24 protein-coding genes are annotated in these 24,618 nt (G+C 61.3%); 13 read left to right on the top strand and 11 right to left on the bottom strand.

All coding sequences use genetic code 11. The features are described 5' to 3' along the window. Window positions 1-25: 25 nt before the first annotated feature. A complete protein-coding gene (gene guaA, locus GEV01_RS00800; RefSeq protein WP_152800777.1) occupies window positions 26-1,636 on the bottom strand; it encodes a glutamine-hydrolyzing GMP synthase in 1,611 nt (536 codons plus the stop codon). 69 nt (window positions 1,637-1,705) lie between these two features. Beyond that, window positions 1,706-3,178, bottom strand: coding sequence for an IMP dehydrogenase (gene guaB, locus GEV01_RS00795; RefSeq protein ID WP_070271573.1), 1,473 nt, complete (start codon window positions 3,176-3,178; stop codon window positions 1,706-1,708). A gap of 229 nt (window positions 3,179-3,407) precedes the next feature. Between guaB and GEV01_RS00790 the strand changes: the two genes are divergently transcribed. The 9 genes from GEV01_RS00790 to GEV01_RS00755 all read left to right on the top strand — a co-directional run bounded on the left by GEV01_RS00790 (window position 3,408) and on the right by GEV01_RS00755 (window position 15,721). After that, on the top strand, window positions 3,408-4,637 hold the full coding sequence (locus GEV01_RS00790; RefSeq protein WP_152800775.1) for a hypothetical protein: 1,230 nt from the start codon (window positions 3,408-3,410) through the stop codon (window positions 4,635-4,637). Window positions 4,638-4,844: 207 nt separating this feature from the next. Further along, window positions 4,845-4,967 (top strand): hypothetical protein, encoded by a 123-nt coding sequence (locus GEV01_RS31280; RefSeq protein WP_268878347.1) that lies wholly within the window; start codon window positions 4,845-4,847, stop codon window positions 4,965-4,967. A gap of 335 nt (window positions 4,968-5,302) precedes the next feature. After that, on the top strand, window positions 5,303-6,472 hold the full coding sequence (locus GEV01_RS00785; protein WP_235914112.1) for a choice-of-anchor J family PEP-CTERM protein: 1,170 nt from the start codon (window positions 5,303-5,305) through the stop codon (window positions 6,470-6,472). Then, window positions 6,469-7,884, top strand: a complete 1,416-nt coding sequence (locus tag GEV01_RS00780) for a PA domain-containing protein (RefSeq protein WP_152800771.1) — start codon at window positions 6,469-6,471, stop codon at window positions 7,882-7,884. The genes GEV01_RS00785 and GEV01_RS00780 overlap by 4 nt, the downstream gene beginning before the upstream one ends. Before the next feature lie 119 nt (window positions 7,885-8,003). Then, window positions 8,004-8,525 (top strand): DUF4124 domain-containing protein, encoded by a 522-nt coding sequence (locus tag GEV01_RS00775; protein WP_152800769.1) that lies wholly within the window; start codon window positions 8,004-8,006, stop codon window positions 8,523-8,525. Between the two features lie 67 nt (window positions 8,526-8,592). Beyond that, window positions 8,593-9,621: an HTH-type transcriptional regulator GntR gene (gene gntR, locus GEV01_RS00770; protein ID WP_152800767.1), complete on the top strand. Its 1,029-nt coding sequence runs from the start codon at window positions 8,593-8,595 to the stop codon at window positions 9,619-9,621. 103 nt (window positions 9,622-9,724) lie between these two features. Further along, the gene (locus GEV01_RS00765; protein ID WP_152800765.1) at window positions 9,725-11,065 is read left to right on the top strand and encodes an MFS transporter; all 1,341 of its coding nucleotides are present in this window, start codon (window positions 9,725-9,727) and stop codon (window positions 11,063-11,065) included. A gap of 13 nt (window positions 11,066-11,078) precedes the next feature. Further along, window positions 11,079-13,448, top strand: a complete 2,370-nt coding sequence (locus GEV01_RS00760) for a GH36-type glycosyl hydrolase domain-containing protein (protein WP_152800763.1) — start codon at window positions 11,079-11,081, stop codon at window positions 13,446-13,448. A gap of 35 nt (window positions 13,449-13,483) precedes the next feature. Then, the gene (locus tag GEV01_RS00755; protein WP_152800761.1) at window positions 13,484-15,721 is read left to right on the top strand and encodes a beta-glucosidase family protein; all 2,238 of its coding nucleotides are present in this window, start codon (window positions 13,484-13,486) and stop codon (window positions 15,719-15,721) included. Between the two features lie 21 nt (window positions 15,722-15,742). Here the strand turns inward: GEV01_RS00755 and GEV01_RS00750 are convergent, their stop codons facing one another. Further along, window positions 15,743-16,576: a substrate-binding periplasmic protein gene (locus tag GEV01_RS00750; protein WP_175022857.1), complete on the bottom strand. Its 834-nt coding sequence runs from the start codon at window positions 16,574-16,576 to the stop codon at window positions 15,743-15,745. A gap of 130 nt (window positions 16,577-16,706) precedes the next feature. On the opposite strand from GEV01_RS00750, the gene GEV01_RS00745 reads away from it, so the two are divergent. Then, entirely contained in the window at window positions 16,707-17,924 is a 1,218-nt protein-coding gene (locus GEV01_RS00745) for an esterase/lipase family protein (RefSeq protein ID WP_152800757.1), read from the top strand. Between the two features lie 2 nt (window positions 17,925-17,926). On the opposite strand, the gene GEV01_RS00740 is transcribed toward GEV01_RS00745, so the two are convergent. Together GEV01_RS00740 and GEV01_RS00735 are read right to left on the bottom strand one after the other, a co-directional pair. Beyond that, window positions 17,927-18,211: an RnfH family protein gene (locus GEV01_RS00740; protein WP_152800755.1), complete on the bottom strand. Its 285-nt coding sequence runs from the start codon at window positions 18,209-18,211 to the stop codon at window positions 17,927-17,929. Then, window positions 18,201-18,635 (bottom strand): type II toxin-antitoxin system RatA family toxin, encoded by a 435-nt coding sequence (locus tag GEV01_RS00735; protein WP_070360913.1) that lies wholly within the window; start codon window positions 18,633-18,635, stop codon window positions 18,201-18,203. Before GEV01_RS00735 ends, GEV01_RS00740 begins: the two co-directional genes overlap by 11 nt. Window positions 18,636-18,710: 75 nt before the next feature. Between GEV01_RS00735 and smpB the strand changes: the two genes are divergently transcribed. The 3 genes from smpB (at window position 18,711) to GEV01_RS00720 (ending at window position 20,609) form a co-directional block, all read left to right on the top strand. Next, entirely contained in the window at window positions 18,711-19,160 is a 450-nt protein-coding gene (gene smpB / locus GEV01_RS00730) for an SsrA-binding protein SmpB (RefSeq protein WP_152800753.1), read from the top strand. A 187-nt stretch (window positions 19,161-19,347) separates the two neighbouring features. Beyond that, on the top strand, window positions 19,348-20,043 hold the full coding sequence (locus tag GEV01_RS00725) for a hypothetical protein (RefSeq protein WP_235914110.1): 696 nt from the start codon (window positions 19,348-19,350) through the stop codon (window positions 20,041-20,043). After that, window positions 20,043-20,609 (top strand): FlgO family outer membrane protein, encoded by a 567-nt coding sequence (locus tag GEV01_RS00720; RefSeq protein WP_152800751.1) that lies wholly within the window; start codon window positions 20,043-20,045, stop codon window positions 20,607-20,609. The genes GEV01_RS00725 and GEV01_RS00720 overlap by 1 nt, the downstream gene beginning before the upstream one ends. Before the next feature lies 1 nt (window position 20,610). Here GEV01_RS00720 and GEV01_RS00715 read toward each other — a convergent pair whose 3' ends face one another. The 6 genes from GEV01_RS00715 to GEV01_RS00695 all read right to left on the bottom strand — a co-directional run bounded on the left by GEV01_RS00715 (window position 20,611) and on the right by GEV01_RS00695 (window position 24,330). After that, entirely contained in the window at window positions 20,611-21,453 is an 843-nt protein-coding gene (locus GEV01_RS00715) for an NAD-dependent protein deacetylase (RefSeq protein ID WP_152800749.1), read from the bottom strand. A gap of 99 nt (window positions 21,454-21,552) precedes the next feature. After that, window positions 21,553-22,401, bottom strand: coding sequence for a hypothetical protein (locus GEV01_RS00710; protein ID WP_152800747.1), 849 nt, complete (start codon window positions 22,399-22,401; stop codon window positions 21,553-21,555). 165 nt (window positions 22,402-22,566) lie between these two features. Continuing rightward, window positions 22,567-23,064, bottom strand: a complete 498-nt coding sequence (locus tag GEV01_RS00705) for a hypothetical protein (RefSeq protein ID WP_152800745.1) — start codon at window positions 23,062-23,064, stop codon at window positions 22,567-22,569. A gap of 62 nt (window positions 23,065-23,126) precedes the next feature. Next, window positions 23,127-23,618, bottom strand: a complete 492-nt coding sequence (locus tag GEV01_RS00700) for a hypothetical protein (RefSeq protein ID WP_152800743.1) — start codon at window positions 23,616-23,618, stop codon at window positions 23,127-23,129. A gap of 83 nt (window positions 23,619-23,701) precedes the next feature. Continuing rightward, window positions 23,702-23,836 carry a hypothetical protein gene (locus GEV01_RS31275; RefSeq protein ID WP_268878346.1) on the bottom strand — a complete coding sequence of 45 codons (135 nt, stop codon included), beginning with the start codon at window positions 23,834-23,836 and terminating at the stop codon, window positions 23,702-23,704. Window positions 23,837-23,898: 62 nt separating this feature from the next. Then, a complete protein-coding gene (locus GEV01_RS00695; protein WP_217428322.1) occupies window positions 23,899-24,330 on the bottom strand; it encodes a hypothetical protein in 432 nt (143 codons plus the stop codon). Window positions 24,331-24,618 lie beyond the last annotated feature (288 nt).

Here is a 24,618-nt window from a genome sequence, read left to right as displayed (position 1 = left end):
TAGGGTAAAAAACTAGAAGGCGGGCTCATTCCCACTCGATGGTCGCAGGTGGCTTGCCGCTGATGTCATACACCACGCGGTTGATGCCACGCACTTCGTTGATGATGCGGTTCGACACTTTACCCAGCAGCGAGTGCGGCAGGTGCGCCCAGTGTGCGGTCATGAAGTCCTGCGTCTGCACGGCGCGCAAGGCCACCACGTATTCGTAGGTGCGGCCATCGCCCATCACGCCCACCGATTTCACCGGCAGGAACACGGCAAACGCCTGGCTGGTCGCTTCGTACCAGTTGGTCGGCACGCTGTCCTGGTCGAAGCCTGGCACCACCACCGGCTCGTACGGCGTGTTGCGCAGTTCTTCGATGAAGATCGCGTCGGCGCGGCGCAGCAGGTCGGCGTAGTCCTTCTTCACTTCGCCCAGGATGCGCACGCCCAGGCCAGGGCCTGGGAACGGATGACGGTAGACCATGTCATGCGGCAGGCCCAGCGCCACGCCCAGCTTGCGCACTTCGTCCTTGAACAGTTCGCGCAGCGGCTCCAGCAGCTTCAGCTTCATGGTCTCCGGCAGGCCGCCCACGTTGTGGTGGCTCTTGATGGTCTGGCCCTTCTTGCCCTTGCCGGCCGATTCGATCACGTCCGGATAGATGGTGCCTTGCGCCAGCCATTTGGCGTTGACCAGCTTGCCCGACTCGACCTGGAACACTTCGACGAATTCGCGGCCGATGATCTTGCGCTTCTGCTCGGGATCGGTCACGCCTGCCAGGTGGCCCATGAACTGGTCTTCGGCATCGACGCGTATCACTTTGACGCCCAGGTTCTTGGCGAACATGTCCATCACCATCTTGCCCTCGTCCAGGCGCAGCAGGCCGTGGTCGACGAACACGCAGGTCAGCTGGTCGCCGATGGCGCGGTGGATCAGCGCCGCAGCCACCGACGAATCGACGCCGCCGGACAGGCCCAGGATCACTTCATCGCTACCCACTTGCGCGCGGATTTTCTCGACCGCTTCCGAGATGTAGTCCGGCATGTTCCAGTCCGATTTGCAACCGCAGATCTCGTGCACGAAACGGCCCAGCATGGCCTTGCCCTGCACCGTATGGGTCACTTCCGGGTGCCACTGCACGCCGTAGAAGCGCTTCTCTTCATTGGCCATGGCGGCGATCGGGCAGCTCGGGGTGTTGCCCATCAGGACGAAGCCCGGCGGCATGTCCAGCACCTTGTCGCCGTGGCTCATCCACACTTTCAGCATGCCGTGGCCTTCGTCGGTGACGAAGTCGTTGATGCCGTCGAGCAGCTTGGTGTGGCTGCGGGCGCGCACTTCGGCGTAACCGAATTCGCGCACCAGGCCGTTCTCAACCTTGCCGCCCAGCTGGGCCGCCATGGTTTGCATGCCGTAGCAGATACCCAGCACCGGCACGCCCAGTTCGAACACGGCGTCCGGCGCGCGCGGGGCGTCGCCTTCCAGGGTCGAGCTGTGGCTGCCCGACAGGATCACGCCGGCGGCGCCGTAGTTGCGCACGAACTCGTCGCTGACGTCGTACGGGTACACTTCCGAGAACACGCCGGAGTCGCGCACGCGGCGCGCGATCAGCTGGGTGACTTGGGAGCCGAAATCGAGAATGAGGATTTTTGAGTGCATGTGTAATGTACTGGAGAGGTAATGAATAGAAAAACGCCGGCTTAGCTAAGCCGGCGTTGCAAGGACTGTTTAGTCGCCGGAACGGTAGTTCGGCGCTTCCTTGGTGATCTGCACGTCGTGCACGTGCGATTCGCGCATGCCGGCCGAGGTGATCTCGACGAACTCGGCTTTGTTGCGCAGTTCGTCGATGGTGGCGCAACCGCAGTAACCCATCGATTGACGCACGCCGCCGACCAGTTGGAAGATGATCGCCAGCACGCTGCCTTTGTAGGCGACGCGGCCTTCGATACCTTCAGGCACGAACTTGTCGGCCTTCATGGTGGCGTCCTGGAAGTAGCGGTCGGCCGAACCGTCCGACATCGCGCCCAGCGAACCCATGCCGCGGTACGACTTGTACGAACGGCCCTGATACAGGATCACTTCGCCTGGCGCCTCTTCGGTGCCGGCAAACATGGAGCCCATCATCACGGTCGACGCGCCGGCCGCCAGGGCCTTGGAGATGTCGCCCGAGAAGCGGATGCCGCCGTCGGCGATACATGGCACGCCGGTGCCTTCCAGTGCTTCGGCAACGTTGGAGATCGCGGTGATCTGCGGTACGCCGACGCCGGCCACGATACGGGTGGTGCAGATCGAGCCTGGGCCGATGCCGACCTTGACCGCGTCCGCGCCGTATTCCACCAGAGCTTTAGCGGCAGCGGCGGTGGCGATGTTACCGCCGATGACGTCCACGTGCGGGAACTTGGTCTTGATCCATTTCACGCGGTCCAGGATGCCTTGCGAGTGGCCGTGGGCGGTGTCGACCACCAGCACGTCGACGCCGGCGGCGACCAGCAGTTCGATCCGCTCTTCATCCTTGGCGCCAACGCCGACAGCGGCGCCGACCAGCAGCTTGCCCTGCGAGTCTTTCGACGCCAGCGGGTGCTCGGTGGATTTCTGGATGTCTTTGACAGTGATCAGGCCGCGCAGTTCGAAGGCGTCGTTGACGACCAGCACGCGCTCCAGGCGGTGCTTGTTCATCAGGCGCTTGGCTTCGTCGCGGTCGGCGCCTTCCGCGCCCTCTTTGACGAACACCAGCTTCTCACGCGGGGTCATCTTGGCGCGCGCTTCGGCGTCCAGTTCCTGTTCGAAACGCAGGTCGCGGTTGGTGATGATGCCGACCACTTCCTTGCCTTCGACGACAGGGAAGCCGGAAATGCCATATTGCTCGGTCAGCTTGATGACGTCGCGGATCTTCATGGTCGGCGGGATCGTGATCGGATCGCGCAGCACGCCGGCCTCGAAACGCTTGACGCGCGCTACCTCGCGAGCCTGATCCTTGGGATTCAGGTTCTTGTGGATGATGCCGATGCCACCCTCTTGTGCCATGGCGATCGCCAGGCGGGCTTCAGTGACCGTGTCCATCGCTGCGGACAGCAACGGGATGTTCAGACTGATGTTACGGGTCAGGCGAGTTTTGAGGGACGTATCGGCAGGCAGAACATTCGAGTACGCTGGGACGAGAAGCACGTCATCAAACGTGAGTGCTTTTTGGAGTAGACGCATAGCATTTCCTATAGGCGCAAAAGCAGATTATACAGAAATCGCGGCATCTTGTCCTTAACTTCTAGAAAGCACTGCAGCCCCCGCCGCCGCCCACCGTCCCGGCAGGGCAGCTTGCCGTTCCACCGGTGGGATTTGGATAGTTTGCTCGTTGTAAATAACTGATAGGATTGCCCCGCATTAAATTGCAAAACGGGTAATGTTTATCAATATTTATCACGAGCGAAATTAAATGAAAATCATTCGTCACTCCATGCTCTTCGCAGCAATTACCGCAATCTCTGCCGCTCATGCCCAGACTGCCCTGACCATCGCCCAACTCCAGGCATCGAACGCCTGCTCCACTCCCGCCTACATCACCGATGCCGGCAAAGAAGGCATGTTCGTTGCGTCCTCGGACACCTCCAGCGAGGCGAATGGCGGCACGACCTTATGGTGCAACGCCGGCGGCCCGAACAAGAAGTTGTACAAGCGGGTCTACGACAGCACGATCAATGCCAAATGGTTTGGCCTGACAGAAGGAGCAACGGATAACTCCGTCGCAGTGCAGAATGCGATCGACGCGGCAAGGAACGGGCAAGAAGTACTCATTCCGGAGGGGCGTTATCAATTCCAGAATTCCATCACCTTGCACGACGAAACGTATATCCATTTCACGGCACGGGGCGAGTTGACGTTTGGCGCCAGGGACGGAATCATCGTGGAGGGTCGGTTTGGACACGTCCTGAACCTGACCAGGCTACATGGCATGCCTTGGGAGGATCATCCACGTTACGGCTACGTCGGATCGGGCATCACCTTGATGAATGCCCAGTTCGCAACGGTCAAGGTAAATTGGATTGATGGTTTCCAAAATGCGATCAAGCTATCGGCCAGAGGACAAAACGGCTCGCAATATAACAAGATAGACTTCGATGGCTTAAAAAATAACGACGTGGGTATATTGCTGACCACTGAAAACGACGGCATACATAACTGGGTAACAGAAAACACTTTCACCGGCGGGAAGATTACCGGCCTCACTGGTCTCCTATCCGCCCCTGGCCCCGGCGCAGACAGCTTCAACGGCAACAAATTCTACAACCTGGGATTTGAAGGCTTGACCACCGCGGTGGATGCGACCGGCTTCGTGCGGAACATATTCTTCGCACCCCGGCTTCTGGGGGCCGAAGGGGTGCAGAACGGCTTCAAGTTCAGCGCAAATTCGATTAACAACGTCATTCTCTCAACGGCGATTTATGAGGGCGCGTTTGTATCGAAAGACACGCCTGGGAATGCTGGTTCGGGCACTCTGGTAATCGGCACCATGTCGACGCCGGTTGGACGGACATCGGGCGTGCTGAGCGTTGCAGATACCAACGGACGCTTCCTTGGCTTGATGCGCGATGAAAACTCGGAAACGATCAAAGAAAGCAAATCGCGGATACTCACGCTGTCTTCGCAGACTAATGTCTCCAAGTAATAGCGTACAAGCGTAAGTTCTCTTCAGCAAAGCGGCTCCCTTGGCGGAGTCGCCCCCCCCTCTGGCACACGGTCGTCCGCATGCCACCTCATCGCACAAAGTGTTGCGCAATTAAACATTAACCAAGAAAAATATCTTTTTCCTACTGGAAAATTGATTTATATTGAGGCAAAGAAAGTTCAATCGTGCGCCTCATGTGGAGCAATCGTGTTAGAAAAAGAAACTCTTCGTATCGCGGCCATCGTGGCCGCCCTGTTAGTCATGCTCATCGCGGCAGACTACATAGAGGACTTTGACGTCCGCCAGTCCAACCGGATTACGCATCGCTGATCCCCGGCCAACCCTCCCCTCCCGGACGCGCCCCGCCGCGTCGACAATTACCTTCTCCGCAACTTTTCCCATAGAACATGTTGCAAAAAAACCTCGGCTTTTTGACCACATTCAAACCGGCCGGAAGCTGCTTGTTTGCTAGCTAAGACGGGCTCAACACTATCGATTTAGAGTAATTTGATAAACAATATATATAGAAAACCAAGAACAATTGCTGTACTTTATTAAACGTAGTCATTTGGGCCAGAGGCATACAACCATTGCCGTCTGACATGTTCAACGCGCTCGCTTGCCGTAGCGAATTGTATGCAAGCAAACAATACCATTGGGGCATCATGAACTTGAATAAATACCTGATCGGACTCGTAGCCACCGTTGCTACCAGCTCCGTCTTCGCCAGTCCTTTGTTGAACGAAGGATTCAATGACATCAGCACCCTCGGCGCAAGCGGCTGGGTGATGACCAACAACAGCACTGGCTCGGTCGGAGGGGTCAACAACGTGATCGGCTCGACCAACTGGTTCCAGGGCGACCCGGGCTATTTCGGCGCCGCTTCCGGCCCCGCAAATTCCTACATCGCGGCCGACTACACCAACGCCACTTTTGGCGGCACCGTCAGCAATTGGCTGCTGACCCCGGAGCTGGCACTGTCGAACGGCGAAAAGCTGAACTTCTCGCTGCGCCTGCTCGGCCAGGGCTTTACCGATAACGTCGAGGTCTACTACAGCACCCACGGCGCCAGCGCGAACGTCGGCTCGACCATCTCGTCGGTCGGCGATTTCGTCCTGCTGCACCCGGCATACACCTCCAGCACCGACACCGGCTGGGTGAACTACTCGGTACCGCTGTCCGGCCTGTCCGGCGACACCACCGGCCGCTTCGCATTCCGCTACGTCACCGCTGCCGGCGACGGCAACTTCGTCGGCATCGACTCGGTCAGCGTCAGCGCCGTACCTGAGCCTACCGCTGCGCTGATGCTGCTGCTGGGCCTGGGCGTGGTCGCCGTCAGCCGCAAGAAACTGCGCCTGCTGGCACTGGCCGGCCTGTCCGCCAGCACCCTGGTGGCACAAGCCGCCGAGCCGCAAGTCACCGGCCCGAATGGCCTGATGAGCTTCCCGAACGCCCGCGTCGTCGTCCAGCCTGAGCTGAACGTCAACGCCACGCCAACCGGCAACGGCATGGTCGCCTATAAAGATGCAGGCACCGGCCAACTGGTCGGCCCGTCGGCAGAACAGGCCGCCGAACTGGCTGCCGCAGCCGTACCGTCCAGCAGCGCCAAATTCGCCCCAGCCGGCGCCCGCGTCAAAGCCGGCGGCCGCGCAGCGCCGCTGACCACCTCGCGCGGCGGCGTCGGCCTCGCGCTCGACGAATCGACCGCCAGCTTTGCCGTCGTCCAAAAGGATGCTGACGGCAAACTGATCGAATCCTGCGTTCCCGGTGAGGACGTCGCCCACCACCTGGCCCACGGCCATAGCCTGCCAGCCGTGCAAGGAGAAAAACAATGAAGCGCTTCACCCTGAACGCCATGGCCGCTGCGGCCGCCTGCCTGTTTGCCTCGTCGACCTGGGCTGCTGCAACCATCGTCATCGTCAACGGCGACCCTGCCAACGTCGGCTTCAATGACCCGACCGTGGTCGCACCGGTCGGCGGCAACGCCGGCACCACGCTGGGCGTGCAGCGCCTGAACGCCTTCCAGGCCGCCGCCAACAAATGGGGCGCCACCCTGACCAGCAGCAGCACCATCCGCGTGCTGTCGACCTGGGAAGCGCTGACCTGCACCCCGACCTCGGCCGTGCTCGGCAGCGCCGGCGCGACCCAGGTGTTCCGCGACTTCGCCGGCGCACCGCAGGCCGGCGCCTGGTATGGCAAGGCGCAGACCGGCAAGCTGACCGGCAGCGATCCGGACAGCAGCACCGCCGATATCCGCGCCCGCTTCAACATCAACCTGGGCAAGTCCACCTGCCTGTCCGGCTCGCCGTTCTATCTGGGCCTGGACGGCAACCACGGCACCGCCGTCGACCTGGTGACGGTGCTGACCCACGAGTTCGGCCACGGCCTGGGCTTCCAGACCTACACCAACGGCTCGACCGGCGCCCAACTGGCCGGCACGCCGAGTATCTGGGACTTCTTCCTGAAGGACGCCACCACCAACAAACTGTGGAAAGACATGACCGACGCCGAGCGCGCCGCGTCGTCGCTCAAATCCGGCAAGCTGGTGTGGACCGGCGCGATCGCCAACGGCGCCGGCTCCACCCTGCTGCAACAGGGTTCGCCTGCGCTGACGCTGATCAGCCCGGCCAATATCGCCGGCACCGTCCAGGTCGGCACCGCCAGCTTCGGTCCTGCGCTGAGCAGCCCGGGCATGACCGGCGAAATCATGCCGGTGGTGGACACCGCACCTAACCTCGGCCTGGCCTGCGGCCCGCTGTCGGCAGCCAATGCCGCCGCGGTCAACGGCAAGATCGCCCTGGTCGATCGCGGCGTCTGCTCGTTCACCATCAAAGCCAAGGCTGTACAGGATGCCGGCGCGATCGGCGTGATCGTCGCCGACAACGTCGCCGGCTCGCCGCCGCCAGGCCTCGGTGGCGCCGATCCTAGCGTCACCATTCCTGCGGTGCGCATCTCGCTGGAAGACGGCAACGCGCTGAAAGTGGCACTGTCCAAGCGCACCCGCCTGCACTCCAACGTGTTTGCCAACCTGGGTGTGAACCTAGCCATGCGCGCCGGCGCCGATGCGTCCGGCCGCCTGCTGATGTTCGCGCCGAATCCATACCAGGGCGGTTCGTCGGTATCGCACTACGACACCAGCGCCTTCCCTAACCTGCTGATGGAGCCGGCAATCAACGGCGACCTGACGCATGAGGTCACGCCACCGTTCGACCTGTCCTTCCCGCTGCTGCGCGACATCGGCTGGTAAGACATCCCTGCTCTTTGCCGAAAGCCCGTCGTCCACCCGGACGGCGGGCTTTTTTGCTTTCCAGTTGACAGTTGCTGTGAATCATGGCGAAATCTATGCGTGCCCTAAGGAGCGTCCCCATGAAACACCGTACTCTGCATTGCCTCAGCGGCGCCCTGTTGCTGGCCGCATCCTCGCTGGCAATCGCCCAGTACATGTGGCTCGACGACAAGGGCGTCAAGCAGCTGTCGGACCGCCCGCCGCCGCCGTCGGTGCCGGAGCAGCGCATATTGAAGGCGCCCGGCAAGGCGCCGTTCAATCCCAACGCCGCAGCGCCGGCCGAGGCCGAAGCACCCGCCGCCGACGCCGCCACCCCGGATGCGCCGCCCGCCAAGCGCCCGCCCACGCTGGCCGAGCGCAACGCCGACTTCAACAAGCGCAAGGCCGACGCCGCAGCAGCCGACAAGAAGGCCGCCGCCGAAGCCCAGCAGAAAGCCGACATCGCCGCCAACTGCGACGCCGCCCGCAAGAATCAGCAGGCGCTGGCCGACGGCCTGCGCCTGAGCAATTACGATAAAAACGGCGAACGCGGCATCATGGGCGACGAGGAACGCGCGGAAATGGCGAAAAAGAACCAGAAAGTGTTGGCTGGCTGCAAATAGCCCCTGTCGGGGCAAGGCCAAGCTGCCGTATGATATCGCTATCAAACATGCATATGACCGGCACCTCATGATCAAGACTGCAGCGAACAAGAGCCGCGCCAGCGGCCGCATCACTTTGGCGATGGTGGCCGAACGCGCCGGCGTGGCGACCATGACCGCCTCGCGCGCCATCACCCAGCCGGACATGGTGTCGCAGGCGCTGCGCGACCGCGTGGAACAGGCCGTCACCGAACTGGGCTACGTGCCCAACCGCGCCGCCCGCGCGCTGGCTTCGTCGCAGTCGAAGGTGATCGCGGTGCTGGTGCCGTCGCTGTCGAACGCAGTGTTCACCGAAGTGCTGGCCGGCGTCCAGGATGCGCTCGACGCCGACGACTACCAGATCCTGATCGGCAACACCCGCTACTCCGACAAGGAAGAGGAAAAGCTGATCGGCACCTACCTGCAATCGAATCCCGACGGCATGCTGCTCTCCGGCCTGAGCCACAGCCCGCGCGTGCAGCAGATCCTGACCAATTCCCGCGTGCCGGTGGTGTCGATGATGGACATGTCCACCGACCCGGCTCAGCTGACGGTGGGCTTCTCGCAGTTCCAGGCCGGCCACGCGATGACGCGCTACCTGATCGAAAAAGGCCACAAGCGCATCGGCTTCATGGGCGCGCAGCTGGACGAGCGCACGCTGCGCCGCGCCGAGGGCTACCGTCGGGCGATGCTGGACGCCGGCCTGGCCGACATCAAGCTGGAAGTGATGGTGGGCGAGCCGTCGACCATCGCACTGGGCGCCGAGCTGGTGGGCCGCATGCTGGCGCAGGCGCCCGATTGCGACGCCATTTTCTGCTGCAACGACGACCTGGCCCACGGCGCCATCTACCAGTGCCAGCGGCGCGGCATCGCGGTGCCGTCGCAGCTGGCCATCTGCGGCTTCAACGATCTGCCGGCCTCGGCGTGGATGAATCCCTCGCTGACCACCATCGGCACGCCGCGCTACCGCATCGGTTTCGAGGCCGCCAGGCTGCTGCGCGCGGTGATCAAGGGCGAAGAGCCGGCCAACCGGCAGGTCGACCTCGGCTTCACGCTGATGGCGCGCGAGAGCGCCTGATAAACGCCTGAGGGCCGCACCGCTGCTGCGTCGCAGCATCAATTCCGGTTTACAAATTACGCCAAAGCCGTACACTGAGCCCACTATTGTTAGCGCTATCATCATGCACACACCACTGACCTGGCGCGAAAAGATCGGCTACGGCGTCGCCGATATGGGTTTCAATTTTTATTGGACCAATATCGCCACCTTCCTGCTGATCTTCTACACCGACGTCTTCGGCATCTCGGCCGCGGCGGCGGCGTCCATGGTCTTCACCATCAAGATCGTCAACGCCTTCACCGATCCGCTGATCGGCGCCGCCGCCGACCGCACCGTCACCCGCCACGGCAAGTTCCGTCCTTACCTGATATGGCTTCCCGTGCCGCTGGCCTGCGCCGCCCTGCTCACCTACACCACGCCCGATCTGCCGGACGGCGGCAAACTGGCCTGGGCCTACGGCACCTATCTGCTGATGATGATCTGCTACACCTGCATCAACATCCCGTACAACGCCTTGTCCGGCGTGCTCTCCGCCGATCCGCAGGAGCGCGCCACCGTCAACAGCCTGCGCTTCATCTTCGCCTTCGCCGGCGGCACGCTGGTGACGGCGGCCACGCCGGCGCTGGTGCGCTGGCTGGGCGGCGGCAATGAGCAGCTGGGCTGGCAATTGACGATGCTGGCGTGGGGCGTGCTGGCCTCGGCCCTGTTCGTGCTGACCTTCCTGAACACGCGCGAACGCATCGCACCGCCCGCCGCGCAAAAGACCAAGGTATGGCAAGACCTGCGCGACCTGTCGCAGAACCGCCCGTGGACGGTGCTGTTCTTCCTGGCGCTGATCATCATGATCACCATCACGCTGCGCACCACCAGCGCGGCCTACTACTTCAAGTACGTGGTGGGCAGGCCGGAGCTGATGCAGGGCTTCGTGCCGGCCTATATGATCTCGGCCGCCGCCGGCGCCGCGCTGACGCCGTTCCTGACGCGCTTCATCGACAAGAAGCGGCTGATGATGCTGCTGATGAGCGCCACCTCCCTGCTGTCGCTGGCCTTCTTCTTCGTCGGCCGGGAGCAGGTCGAACTGATGTTCGCGCTGCAGATCGCCACCGGCCTGGTGCTCGGTCCGAAATCGCCGCTGGCTTTTTCGATGTACGCCGACACCGCCGACTACAACGAATGGCGCACCGGCCGCCGCGCCACCGCCATGACCTTCGCCGCCGCCACCTTCTCGCAAAAGCTGGGCACCGCCGTCGCCGTGGCGGTTATCGGCTGGCTGTTCACACGGCTCGGCTACGTCGCCAATGTGGCGCAGTCGTCCGGTTCGCAGGCAGGCATCGTGTGGCTGATGTCATTGATACCGGCGGCGTTCGCGCTGTTGGCCGTCGCCGCCATGTTCTTCTATAACCTCGACAACGCCAGGCTGGTACAGATCCAGGCGGATCTGGCCGCGCGCAAAACCTCATGATGGAGATCGCTTGATGCTACGCCCCACCCACAACGGCGACCGCTACGAACTGACCAGCCCCACGGCGATGCCGCGCGCGGCGGGCTTCCTGTGGAACCGCAGGATGATGATCCAAGTGACCTGCCGCGGCTACGCCACCGCGCAGTTCATGCAGCCGGAGCCCGCCAAGTATGCGCACGCACCCAACCTGGAGGCCAAGACCTTCATGCAGCCGGAGCAGAACTACTACGCCCATCATCCGGGCCGCTTCTTCTACATCAAGGACGAGGACAGCGGACAGCTGTTCTCCGCGCCGTACGAACCGGTGCGCGCGCCGGTGGACGCTTTCGCTTTCTCGGTCGGCAAAAGCGACATCGCCTGGACCGTCGAACACCTGGGCGTGCGCGTCGAACTGACACTGAGCCTGCCCACCGACGACGTGGCGGAACTGTGGTCGCTGCGCGTGACCGACTTGTCCGGCCGGCCGCGCCGGCTGAGCGTCTATCCCTACTTCCCGATCGGCTACATGTCGTGGATGAACCAGTCCGCCGAATACCGCGCGGACCTCGGCGGCGTGGTCGCCAGCAGCGTCGCGCCGTACCAGAAGGTGGCCGACTACTTCAAGCAAAAAGACTTCAAGGACAAGACCTACTTCCTGTGCGAGGAAGCGCCGCAGGCCTGGGAAGCGCAGCAGCACGCCTTCGAAGGTGAAGGCGGCCTGCATCATCCCTCTTCCATCCAGGCCGACCAGCTCTCCAACAGCGACGCACGCTACGAAACGCCAACAGCCGCCGTGCAGTACCACCTGGCGCTGGCCGGGCATGCATCGCACGACTACCGCTTCCTGTTCGGCCCCGCCTTCGACGACGCCGAGATCGCGGCCATGCGCGCCAGGTACCTGAGCGCCGCCGCCTTCGACGCGGCGCGCCGCGACTACGCCGCCTACATCGCGGAAGGCCGCGGATGCCTGCACATCGAAACGCCGGATCCGGAACTGGACAACTTCGTCAACCACTGGCTGCCGCGCCAGGTGTTCTACCACGGCGACGTCAATCGCCTCAGCACCGATCCGCAGACCCGCAACTACCTGCAGGACAATATGGGCATGAGCTTCATCCAGCCCGGCGTGATGCGGGCAGCCTTCCTGCACGCGCTGTCGCAGCAGGAAGCCAGCGGCGCCATGCCGGACGGGATACTGCTGGCCAAAGGCGCCGAACTCAAATACATCAACCAGGTGCCGCACACCGACCATTGCGTATGGCTGCCGGTGGCGCTCAAGGTCTACCTCGACGAGACCAACGACTACGCCATCCTCGACGAGGAAGTGGTCGGCCACGAAAGCGGCATCGCTCTCACCGTCTCCGAACGCGTGAGCAGCGCCATGGACTGGCTGCTGCACGCGCGCGACCAGCGCGGCCTGAGCTACATCGCGCAAGGCGACTGGTGCGATCCGATGAACATGGTCGGCTACAAGGGGCGCGGCGTATCCGGCTGGCTGACGGTCGCCACGGCCTACGCGCTGAACCTGTGGGCCGACATCTGCGACCGGCACGGCGGCAGCGCCTCGCTGACGGAGAGCGCAAAACACTTCCGCGCCGGCGCCAAGGCCGTCAACCGCGCCGCCAACGAACACCTGTGGGATGGCAACTGGTACGCGCGCGGCATCACCGACGACAACGTCGCCTTCGGCGTCAGCAAGGATGTGGAAGGCCGCATCTGGCTCAACCCACAGGCCTGGGCCATCCTCGGCGGCGCGGCCGGCGAGGCGCAGCGTGCAGCCATGCTGGAGCAGGTCGAGCGGCAGCTGGCGACGCCCTACGGCGTGGCCATGTTCGCGCCGCCGTACAGCGCCATGCGCGACGATGTCGGCCGCGTCACACAGAAGCATCCCGGCTCGGCGGAAAACGGTGCGGTCTACAATCACGCCGCCGTGTTCTACATCTACAGCCTGTACACCATCGGCGAGGCTGACCGCGCCTACAAACTGCTGCGGCAGATGCTGCCGGGACCGGACGAAAACGATTACCTTCGACGTGGCCAACTGCCGGTCTTCATCCCCAACTACTATCGCGGCGCCTGGCATCAGTATCCGCGCACCGCAGGCCGTTCCAGCCAGTTGTTCAACACCGGTACCGTGTCCTGGGCCTACCGCTGCTTCATCGAAGGCCTGTGCGGATTGCAGGGTGACGGCGACGGGCTGCGCATCGCGCCGCAACTGCCGAAGGAGTGGGACCGCATCAAGGTCACGCGGACCTTCCGGGGCGCGACCTTCAAGCTGTCCATACAACGCTCGGACGTAGCCGAAACACAGGTCTGGAGCGAAGGTAAACGTTTGACCGATTGCCGCGTTACCGGTATCGTGGCAGGTGGAGCACACGCGCTGGACGTATTGATCCCGCGTTGAACGATCAATTCAAATTATAAGGACACGGTAATCGTATGAAGAAGCGTCTCTGGCTGTCACTCGCACTGGTTTATCCCCTCATGCTGGCCCACGCTGCGGATGACAAGCGCCCGTGGCTGGACAGCGCGCAGTCGCCGGACGCGCGCGCCGTGCAGCTAGTCGCGGCGATGACGCTGGACGAAAAAATCCAGACCGTGTTCGCCTACTTCTCCACCGAGTTCGCGCCGAAGAAGTTCACGCCACCGAAGGAAGGCCGTCCCGATTCGGCCGGCTACGTGCCGGGCATCGCCCGCCTCGGCTTGCCGCCGCAGTACCAGTCGGACGCCGGCGTCGGCGTGGCCACGCAGGCCGTGTCGAAGAAGCCGTACGAGCGCACCTCCCTGCCCTCGGGCCTGGCCACCGCCGCCACCTGGAACCCCAAGCTGGCCTTTGCCGGCGGCGCGATGATAGGCGGCGAGGCGCGCAGCACCGGCTTTAACTTCCTGCTGGCCGGCGGCGTCAACCTGATGCGCGAGCCGCGCAACGGCCGCAACTTCGAATACGGCGGCGAGGATCCGCTGCTGGCCGGCGTGATGGTCGGCGAGCAGATACGCGGCATCCAGTCCAATCATGTAGTCTCCACGGTCAAACACTACGCCTTCAACGACCAGGAGACTAACCGCAACCACGTCAACGTCAAGATCGCCGATGCGGCGGGCCGCATGTCCGACCTGCTGGCCTTGCAGATCGCGATCGAGCGCGGCCAGCCCGGCGCGGTGATGTGCGCCTACAACCGCGTCAACGGCGCCTATGCCTGCGAGAGCGACTACCTGCTGAACCAGGTGCTGAAACAGGACTGGGCATATCCGGGCTTCGTGATGTCCGACTGGGGCGCCACCCACTCCACCATTCCGGCCGCGCTGACAGGCCTCGATCAACAGTCCGGCCATCCATTCGACAAGGCGGCCTACTTCAACGAAGGCTTGAAAGAAGCGGTGGTCAACGGCCATGTACCGCAGGCCCGCCTGGACGACATGGTCAAGCGCATCACGCGCGCCATGTTCGCCAACGGCCTGGTCGAGCACCCGGTGGCCGCGCCCACATCGGCCGGCGCCGGCATCGACTTCGCCGCCAACGCCAAGGTGACGCAGGCCGACGCCGAAGAAGCCATCGTGCTGCTGAAGAACCAGAACAACCTGCTGCCGCTGGACGCCAGCGTGCGCACCATCGCCATCATCGGCGGCCATGCGGATGTGGGCGTGCTGTCGGGCGGCGGCTCGGCGCAGGTGTATCCGGTCGGCGGCTCGCCGGTCGCCAACGAAGGCCCTGCACACTTCCCCGGCCCGATGATCTATCACCGCTCGTCGCCGATGCAGCAGTTGACGGCGCTGACCAAGGCGCGCGTGGTCTACCACGACGGCAAGGATGCCGCAGCCGCCGCGAAGCTGGCCGCGTCCAGCGATGTCGCCATCGTGTTCGGCAACCAGTGGATGGGCGAGAGCATCGACGCGCCCGATCTCAACCTGCCGGGCCCGCAGGATGCGCTGATCGCCGCCGTTGCCAAGGCCAATCCAAAAACCGTGGTGGTGCTGCAAACCGGCGGCCCGGTAGCGATGCCGTGGCTGGACAAGGCCGGCGCGGTGCTGGAGGCCTGGTATCCCGGCACCAGCGGCGGTGCGGCGATTGCGCGCATCATCAGCGGCGAGGTCAATCCGTCCGGCCGCCTGCCCGCCACCTTCCCTGCCTCCGTGGCCCAACTGCCACGCCCAGTGATCGACGGCGACGCCAAGACCAAGGACGAAAACATCATCGAAAAAGTCGCCACCGACTACGACATCGAAGGCGCGGCGGTCGGCTACAAATGGTTCGATCTGAAGGGACACAAGCCGCTGTTCGCGTTCGGCTACGGGCTGTCGTACACCAGCTTCGCGTACTCCGAACTGAGCGCCAGGGCCTTGGGCAACGGCGTGGAGGTGAGCTTCACCACCAGGAACACCGGCAAGCGCGATGGCAAAGCTGTGGGCCAGGTGTACGTGTCGCCAGTGGCCGGCGGCTGGGAAGCGCCCAAGCGCCTGGGCGGCTGGGACAAGGTCGAGCTGAAGCCTGGCGCCAGCGGCAAGTCCACGCTGCGCATCGATCCCCGTCTGCTGGGCATGTACGACAGCGCCAGCAAGACCTGGAAGATCGCCGCCGGCGACTACCTGGTGACGCTGGCCGAATCGGCCGGCGCAGCACCGGCCGCCAGCGTCAGGCTGCATCTGGAGGCCCAGACCGTCAACGTCAACGGACGCTGATGCAGCCGATTCAGGGAAGCGTCAATCCTGCACCGCCAGAGCGGACAGCAACGGCGCGGCCCCCTGGCGGAATATCCGCTTGACGGTGGCGTCGTCGAAGTACCTGGCGTACAGCGTGGGCACCACCTCGTCGGCCACCATGCTGCGTATCGCGCTCGCATAGCGCGCCCGCGCACCGGCGCTGACCGTCTTCTTCGACAGGTAGATGCCGGTGAAGCGGGCGTTCGATTCCGGCATGGGGATCACCGACGGCGCAAATTTGAAACGACGGGTCTTCAGATGCCTGGCGTAGATCGGCGGTGTGGCCAAGGTGCCGTCGGCGCGGCCCATTTCCAGTTTGCCGAACACCGTGTCGAAATCGCTGACCACCTCCAGTCTGCCGGCGGCGGCCAGCAGCACCAGCTGGGCTTCAACGGCAGGGTCGTAGGTCATTCCGCGCGTGACGTTCAGCCTTCCGCTGCCGCGCGCGACAAAATCGGTCAGGCTCGTGTAACGCTGGCCGGGCGGTTCGGTCAAGATCAAGTCGTATTGAAGATAGGCGTATGGCAGGAAGCTGGCGTAGGCGTCGCGCTCCGGCGTGCGCAGCGCCGCCAGCGTCATGTCGATGCGCCCTGCCTCCAGTTCGACGAACAGGCGCTGCCGCGGAAACCAGATGAATTCGAAACGGCAGCCGGTTCTGCGCGCCAGCTCTCTGGTCACATCCACCGAAATGCCGCGTATCTCCCCGGCCTCGCGGAAGGAGGTGTAGCCAAGGTCGCTGAACCCGACGCGGGTCAGCGCCGGGCAAGCGTCCTGCGCGTGGGCTGCGACAAGGCCGAGCCACAAGCCGGCGATCGCGAATATCCGGTTGCGCATCCTGTGTCTCATCGTGGGCCCATGTTTTGTGGTGACGACGAGTGTAGCCTAGCTTGCCGCGCTTGCGCAATCCGGCGCGGCGATCTGGCGGAGCGCCGTACACTGACGCCTGGACTATCTGGAGACCACCATGCAATTCGCCAAACATGCGGAACTGCAGCGCGCTCTGGCCGACGCCGCGCCGGACATCGTTGCACCGCCTTTAACGCTGACCGCCGCAGCACCCTTGCCCGCTGAGCAGATCGCCGATGCGCATCTGAACATCGTGCGCCACAAGGACAGCGGCTGCATCCAGTTCGTGTTCCCGGTCCAGCGCACGCAGTTGATAGCTGCCGCCGCCGGCCACGGTAACTGGATCGTGCAGGCCGCCCTGCGCGTCAAGGAGCGCATGACGCAGCAAATGATCGAGGCCATCGAAGCCCACAACAAGCCGGAAAGCCTGCTCAAGCTAAGCCAGGGCTGGAGCCAACCCGCCACCGCAGCCGAACTGGCAGCCTCGCGCGGGCGCAAGGTGCTGCTGTTCGTGCACGGCGTGTTCAGCTCCATCGAAGGGGCCTTCGCCGACCTCGATGCGGACGGCACCATGCAGCAGCTGCTGGCGCGCTACGACGGCCAAGTCTACGGCTACAACCACTGGACCATCGCCAAGACGCCGCAGCAGAACGCGCTGGACCTGCTGTCGCACCTGCCCGCCGATGCAGGGTGGGATGTCGACATCGTCTGCCACAGCCGCGGAGGATTGACGGTGCGCTCGCTGCTGTCGGCCGCGCCGCATGCAGAGGATGACGTACTGGCCGCCATCGCAGCGCAGCGCGCAGGCCGTATCGCCAAGGTGAGCAAGGTGTTCTTCGTCGCGGCGGCCAACCAGGGTTCACCGCTGGCGTCGCCCGAAGACATCCAGCACTTCCTCAACACGACGGCGATGCTCGCCTCGTTCAGCGGCGGCATGGCGCTGGACCTGGTGATCGCGCTGGCGCGGATGGTGGTGTCGCTGGGCTTCTCGCGGCCCAGCGTGGAGGCGCTGGCGACCGGTTCAACGCTGATAGGACAGCTGAACCGCAGCGACACGCTGCTGACCAGCGCCAGCATCTACTATGCGCGCGCCGACTTCGATTTCGGGAAATCAGCGCTGGAACGGACCGGCGCGCTGATCAACCGCATGCTGCTGGAAACCGACAACGACGTGGTGGTGCCCTACACCAGCGTGCTGCTACCGGAGGCGCAACCCGCCGACGAACGCATGCTGAGCTTCGGCACGCCGCAACAAAAACAGTCGGAGGTCTGGCATACCGAATTTTTCAAGCAGCCGCAGATGCGCGAGTTTTTGAAGCGCACCGTCTCGCCGTAGCCTCAGGCCGCCGATTTGCGCCGGCGCCTGGCGTTTTTGGGGTCGGCGATCAGCGGCCGGTAGATTTCGATGCGGTCGTGTTCGCGCAGCACGGTGTCCAGCGTCTTCTTCTTGGCGTAGATACCGACCTGCATCGTCGCCAGGTCGATCTCCGGCGCCTCCTGCAGCACGCCGCTGATGGCGATGGCCTGCTCGATGGTGGTGCCGGCCGGTACGCTCAGCGCGCGCAGGAACTGCAGCGCGTCGCTGGCGTAGCAGACCTCGATGTTGAAGGTGTCAGCCGCCATACACCGTTTCCGCCCGTTTGCAGAAGGAATCGACCATGCTGTTGGCGATCATGCCGAACACCGGCCCCACCAGCTGCGCCAGCAAGGCGCTGGAGAACTCGTAGTGCAGGTCCAGCTCGATCTTGCAGGCATCCTCGCGCAGCGCCTTGAAGGTCCACACGCCGTCCAGGCACTTGAAAGGACCGTCCACCAGCTTCATCTTGATCTCGGTCGACGGCGTGTTTTCATTGCAGGTGGTGAAGCTCTGACGCACGCCGTGATAGTTGATGCCGACGCTGGCCGTGACCGCATTGCCGTCCCGTTCGCGTATTTCCACACCACCGCACCACGGCAGAAACTGGGGATAGTCCTCGATCGCCGCGACCAGATCGAACATCTGTTGGGCGCTATATCCGAGGAAAACTGATTTGTGCACTACTGCCATAGTCGAACCATTTGCTATGATGTTGAATTATTCGCGTTTCTGTGCGCGAAGCAGTAGTTTAACCGATAGCATCCCATGACCATAGCCGATAACAAAAAAGCCTTTTTTGACTACTTCATTGAAGACCGCTACGAAGCCGGTATCGTTCTTGAAGGCTGGGAAGTCAAAGCCATCCGCGACGCCCGCGTGCAGATCAAGGAAGCCTACGTCACCATCAAGGGCGACGAGCTGTACCTGTTCGGCGCGCACATCAGCGCCCTGCCGACCGCTTCCACCCACATTTCGCCGGAAGCCATCCGCACCCGCAAGCTGCTGCTGCACCGCAAGGAGATGGACAAGCTGATCGGCAAGGTCGAGTGTTCCGGCTACACGCTGGTGCCGCTGAACCTGCATTACAAGGGCGGCCGCGTCAAATGTGAAATCGGCCTCGCCAAGGGTAAGAAAATGCACGACAAGCGTGCCACCGAGAAAGACCGCGACGGCAAGCGCGAAGTGGCCGCCGCCATGAAGACCAATCGCCGCTGAAAAACGCCCTCGCTCTGTTGCGCGCCCTGTACAAAACCCGGTCCCGTACCGGGTTTTTTATCGTCCAACGAGTTTCTAATTAGAAACTACCATGCTAAACTGGGAGCAGCATGATTTTACATTCGCGGCCCCTGCCTGCCCTGCGGGCGCCGGCCGCGAACCGGACTAGACTTTTGACGACGAGGCAATGATGGCGCTGAAAACTGCAACGGCTGTGGCAGCCGGAATATTGCTCGCCGGTTGTGCGTCGCGTTACACGCCGACGCCGCTGGCGACGAACTTCCCCACCACCAAGCAGGCCAAGCTGCAAGCGGCTTACCACTGGGGCGTCATCTCCGACAATATCGAGAAAAACATCGTGGCCCAGCTCAAGAAGGGTCCGCCACGCCCGGTCTTCCTCAACGAACCGAAAGAACCGAGCGCCTTCCAGCGCGCGCTGACCACCCAGCTGACCACCTCGCTGGTCAACGACGGCTATGTGGTGTCGCGCTCACCGGCCGGCTCGCTGAAGATCGACATGGACGTGCAAGCCGTCACCTTCAACGCCAACCGGCCGCAATACCGCTACCACGGCGAGAGCGCGGCGCTGGCCACCGGCGTGTGGGTGCTGAGCGAGATCGAAGCGCCGGTACTGGCCGGCGTGGCCGTGGGCGCCGGTGCCTGGGATTCCTACGCCTGGTTCAACGCCCAGTTCGCCCCCGGCGCCACGCCCAAGACTGAAATTATCGTCACCGTCTCGGTGTCCGACCAGTTCCGCTACGTCGCGCGCACCACCTCGGCCTACTACGTGGCCGACAGCGACCGCGTCCTGTACGGCATCATCGACCCCGAGCCGGTAGACCCCGCACAGACCCGTATCTTCAAAGTTCGCGGAGACATGTAATGCCGATCCAAGTTTTGACCAAGCCGCTGGCCCGCGCGGCCCTGCTGGCGCTGCCGCTGTTGTTGGGCGCGTGCTCCTCGACGCCGACCAAGGACGAAGGCAACTATTCGACCATCTCCTCCAACCAGTTCATCGACGCCAACTACAAGGCCGCCGACTCGCTGATGCACCAGCTCAGCGGCAAGCTGATGGCCGACAAGCCGCTGATCATGGCCACCATCGTCAATATCGATGCGCTGGAGCAGACCACCACGCTGGGCCGGCTGGTGTCCGAGCAGCTGTCCACGCGCCTGGCGCAAGGCGGCCTGAGCATGCTGGAAATGAAGCTGCGCAACAGCGTCTACCTGAAGCGCAACCAGGGCGAGCTGATGCTCACGCGCGAGATCGGCGAAGTGGCCACCGCCCACAATGCGCAAGCCATCGTGGTCGGCTCGTACGCGGAGACCAGCGACATGGTGTTCATCAACATCAAGGTAATCCAGCCGAACACCAACTTCGTGCTGGCCGGCCAGGATTATGTGCTGGCCAAGGAAGCCATCGTCCGCTCCATGCTGCAGCGGAACTGATCTACAACAGGCGCGGCAGCACCTCGCTGGCCGTCGCCTCCACTTTCAAGCCGATCAGATCGTCCGCCCGGGTCTTGCCCAGGTTGATGGCCGCGATCGGCTTGCCCGTCTCGGCCGCCAGCTTGCAGAAGCGGTAGCCGGAAAACACCATCAGCGACGATCCCACCACCAGCAGCGCATCGGCCTGCTCCATCATGTGCAGCGCGGCGGCCGTGCGCGGCGGCGGGATGTTATCGCCGAAGAAGATCACGTCCGGCTGCAGCGTGCCGCCGCAGGCGTCGCAGGATGGCATGTGAAAGTCCTGCAAGGCGTCCAGCTCGACTTCGGCGTCGCCGTCGGGACGAGCTTCTGGCACCACGCTGTCCACGCCGGCCGCCGCGCTGGCTGCCAGCACCGGGTTGGCCTCGACCAGCCAGGCCTGGATGTCGGCGCGGCGGTGCAGCGTGCGGCAGTCCAGGCAGATCACGCCGTGGATATTGCCGTGCAGCTCGATCAAATTGCGGCTGCCGGCGCGCTGGTGCAGGCCGTCGACGTTCTGGGTGATCAAGGAATCGATGCGGCCGGCGGTTTCCAGCTCGGCCAGGGCCTGGTGGCCAGCGTTCGGTGCGGCCTGGGCCAGCGTCGGCCAACCGGCCATGCTGCGCGCCCAGTAGCGGCGGCGGACGGCCTCGGACTTGCGGAAGTCCGGCCCCTGGATGGGCGTGCGGCCGCGGCGGACGCCGTCCTTGTCGCGGTAATCGGGAATGCCGGAGGCGGTGCTCAGGCCGGCGCCGGTCAGCACCAGTACGCGACGGTGCTGGTGCAGGAAATCGGCTAGCTGTTCAACTTGCGGGTTCGGGTTCATGGGCGATATGGTAGCCGAGATCGCCGTTGAGGACACTTGGTGTGGGGCCGTTTTCGCCCCGAAGCCGCCTGTCGTCCTGAAACAGATAGTGGAATACGGTCACTCCGCAGGCCAAGACAATTGAGTTTCTTCAGCAGATTTCGTCTGCTCAGCATTCTTATAGATTCCACTCATTCCTTGGAACGTGCTCTCAGACCTCATCAAATCTATCGTGTAAAACAACGGGACAGCGTCCATCGATATTGCTCTTTTAAATTGTCGTTTATCTTTTTCGAGGTAGAAGTCAAACTGCTGTATTGAGAAAAATGGCTGTTTTTGGAGCAAAACTGGAAAAACTACTCCGTACTTTGCCCTCCAGAGTGAAGGGACAATCCTTACGATATAGCCTGCAAGAGAATCCCCTCCCAGAAGGAATTTCCGCATGGCCTCGATAAGAGATGCTTCCAGGGGCATTACTGAGCAGTGGTCCCAATCGTCGAACGTCGATTTCCAGAACATGCCAATCACAAAATGATAAAGTTGCCGAGAATCTATAACTTTGAGTGAATTGCTGCCTATGCTCAAAATCATATTGGGACGATAACCGTTCCCAGGTGCTTTCCATAAAGGCATGAGACTTTCAAAGAGAATCTTATACGCAGGGGACGGCAACTCGTTCTTGACGTCTACCCTGAGCATCATTTTGGCGTAGTAATCCTCACCTCCTGCTGACATTATTCCCTCACACGTGTCACATAACAGTGCGTGAGTTATCTGTTTTCCCAATGAAAATACTCTGTTCTTCTTCGAAGTCCGGAGTAATAACTTTGTATTCTCAGCTTTGGATAGGTTAAGATATCTATAGACAGACTTCGGTAAAAAATGACTTTGGCGCAGAACCTTCGTTTGCCCATCATCCGGACCGCATAGAGCACATAGTCCCATCACTTCATCTATTTGGTCTGCCATCTAAATTTCTTTCTGCAAATAATTCATTGGCAAGCGCACGTCCCCTTGGGTATGAGGGCGTGGTATTGCGACGTCCACTTTTGGCCGAGGTCTGCCGCCAACTCAGTGGCTGCTGGCACCCGCAGCGTGTAAACAGTCCAGCTGGCCGCATTGTTGGGCCTTCCGCTACAAATTTTCTAGCGCCTCTGCAGTCGGGCAATTTTTAGCATTTTCGGATTCCCCTTGTACAAGATTCCCGTTGCGATAGATACATTTAAATGGATCTTTCCGTGGTTCTTGGCCCACAAACCTTTGAACATGATGATCTTCGAAATATGCGACACTAAATTTCACCATAGATTTTGGTTCATCAGCATCGCCTATCCAAACATATTGGCACCCCGAAAATGGATGCGGCAGATGCTTGTGCGGAAATATGGCGAGATCAATGCCATGCGTGCGAACAAATTCAGCATCATCGGGTACTTGGTCTATGACAGGGCATGTCTGAGGCGTAGTAGAATTTGCTGTGACACTGGCTGAGTCTGCCCACGATGCTCGTGTTGTCAGCACGATCAGTAAGAAACCAATAGCTTTCAAAAAATTCTTCAATCTCATCTTATTTTTCAAACGGCGGCAATGGCCGGATGCCGCCATTTCGTTAAAGATAGAAAGCGCAACCATGCAGACGCCGACTTAATGGGGTACCTATGCAACATGAATTTCACCAGTCCAGCGTCCAAACATCAGTGCCAGTGAGTGATACACCCAACACCATCAGGCCCTTCACTATGAAGACCACAAACTGCCGCATCAAGCTCATTATACGTATATTCAACATGCACTAAATTTTCATTTTGGAAGGAAAATTTCGCACTGTTGTAACCCATTGGCAATAGAAGAGGTATCGGAACAATGACGAACACTGTAAGGCCACGCCAAGCGAGGCCGTGACGATAGGTCAATGTGTGGACACCATTTATAAGGTCCTCGTTGTTAGGTGCTCCCCACATCCTGATAAGTGTGTTTGGCTTAATGTTTTTGGCGCCCGCCTGATTCGGAAGTGACTTATTTTCACAGGCAACAATCATTTTTTCGTAACTGGTAGGGCAAAGTGCCATTTTTCCAGCATCGTTAACATCCCAGCCAAGTGTTTTTCCAGTGACGGTACCGGCACCAAAACAACCACTAAGCGAGTAAGATGCCATAAATAGTAGTGCCAATTTATAAGCGCGCATTTTACCGTTTATAGAAAATCACTTATTCTTTAATTGAATTTTTAGTACTTCCAGGTGTCCGTTCTTGGCCGTTAGCGTCGCTCTCAACGCAACAGGCTGACAATAAACAAGACAAGAATAATACTAACGATGGCGGCAACGGAAATCCAGTAACCTCGTTTTTGACCAGGCGTCATCTTCTTCCAAGTTTCCTCATCTGGTCCACCCTGTCCTGCCATACTTGACTCCTCAATTTCTATAAGCTTCAGCGGCAGCTATTGGCCGCTGGCCGACTTGCCGGTCAAGCGGTTTTCCTAAGCTGCTTATCGCTCCATCCTTCGTCTCCAAAATGCTTTTCAGCCAGAGCACGAATGTAGCCATAACCCCAAATTGGCGGGCCATCGCTAGTCAGGCCCGTGTACACCACCTCTGGCGCGACATCCCAAGTGCCATCAACTGCGCCGTTCACTTCACCACCGTTACGCTGAATTGCTCGAATGTGCATAAATCCGCTTTGCAATACACCGGCGTTCTTTAGGTTCGACGGCGTAGGCAATGAGGGGCCGGACCAATTTAAAAGCCCTCCAAGAAACAGAGTGCGATTCAGCTTCCCTTCTGAAGTAGTGCGAGCCAAAACCAAGCCGCAGGCAAAGTAACCATTGCTCAGCTGAAAACTCCAGTATTGTCCCTGCCGTAGATAGGAAGTGGAGCGAGGTTCAAAAGGGAAGTTCATCACACGGAAATCTTTGCGAAATTAAAAATCGAATGTCTGTTGTTGGCCGCAACGCGACCTAACGGTTATAACCCATCAGATCACAACATACAGTGCAAGCAAAATGACTTGTGCTAAAGAATATCCGCTAACGATCCAGTTCCATGCATTCAAGTGTAACCGATTCCTAATTCGTCTAGAAAAGTAGCCCAAACCGATGACACAACTTACCAATGCTAAGATATACGTGGCAAATAAAAATAACAATGAAACCATGACGTAACCTTGATCCGTTGCCTTCTCATTGGG

It is taken from the genome of Rugamonas rivuli (assembly GCF_009380165.1).
GTDB classification, from domain to species: domain Bacteria; phylum Pseudomonadota; class Gammaproteobacteria; order Burkholderiales; family Burkholderiaceae_D; genus Rugamonas; species Rugamonas rivuli.
The sequence above is the reverse complement of the archived record's forward strand: the minus strand, read 5'-3'. Positions and strand labels throughout refer to the sequence as shown.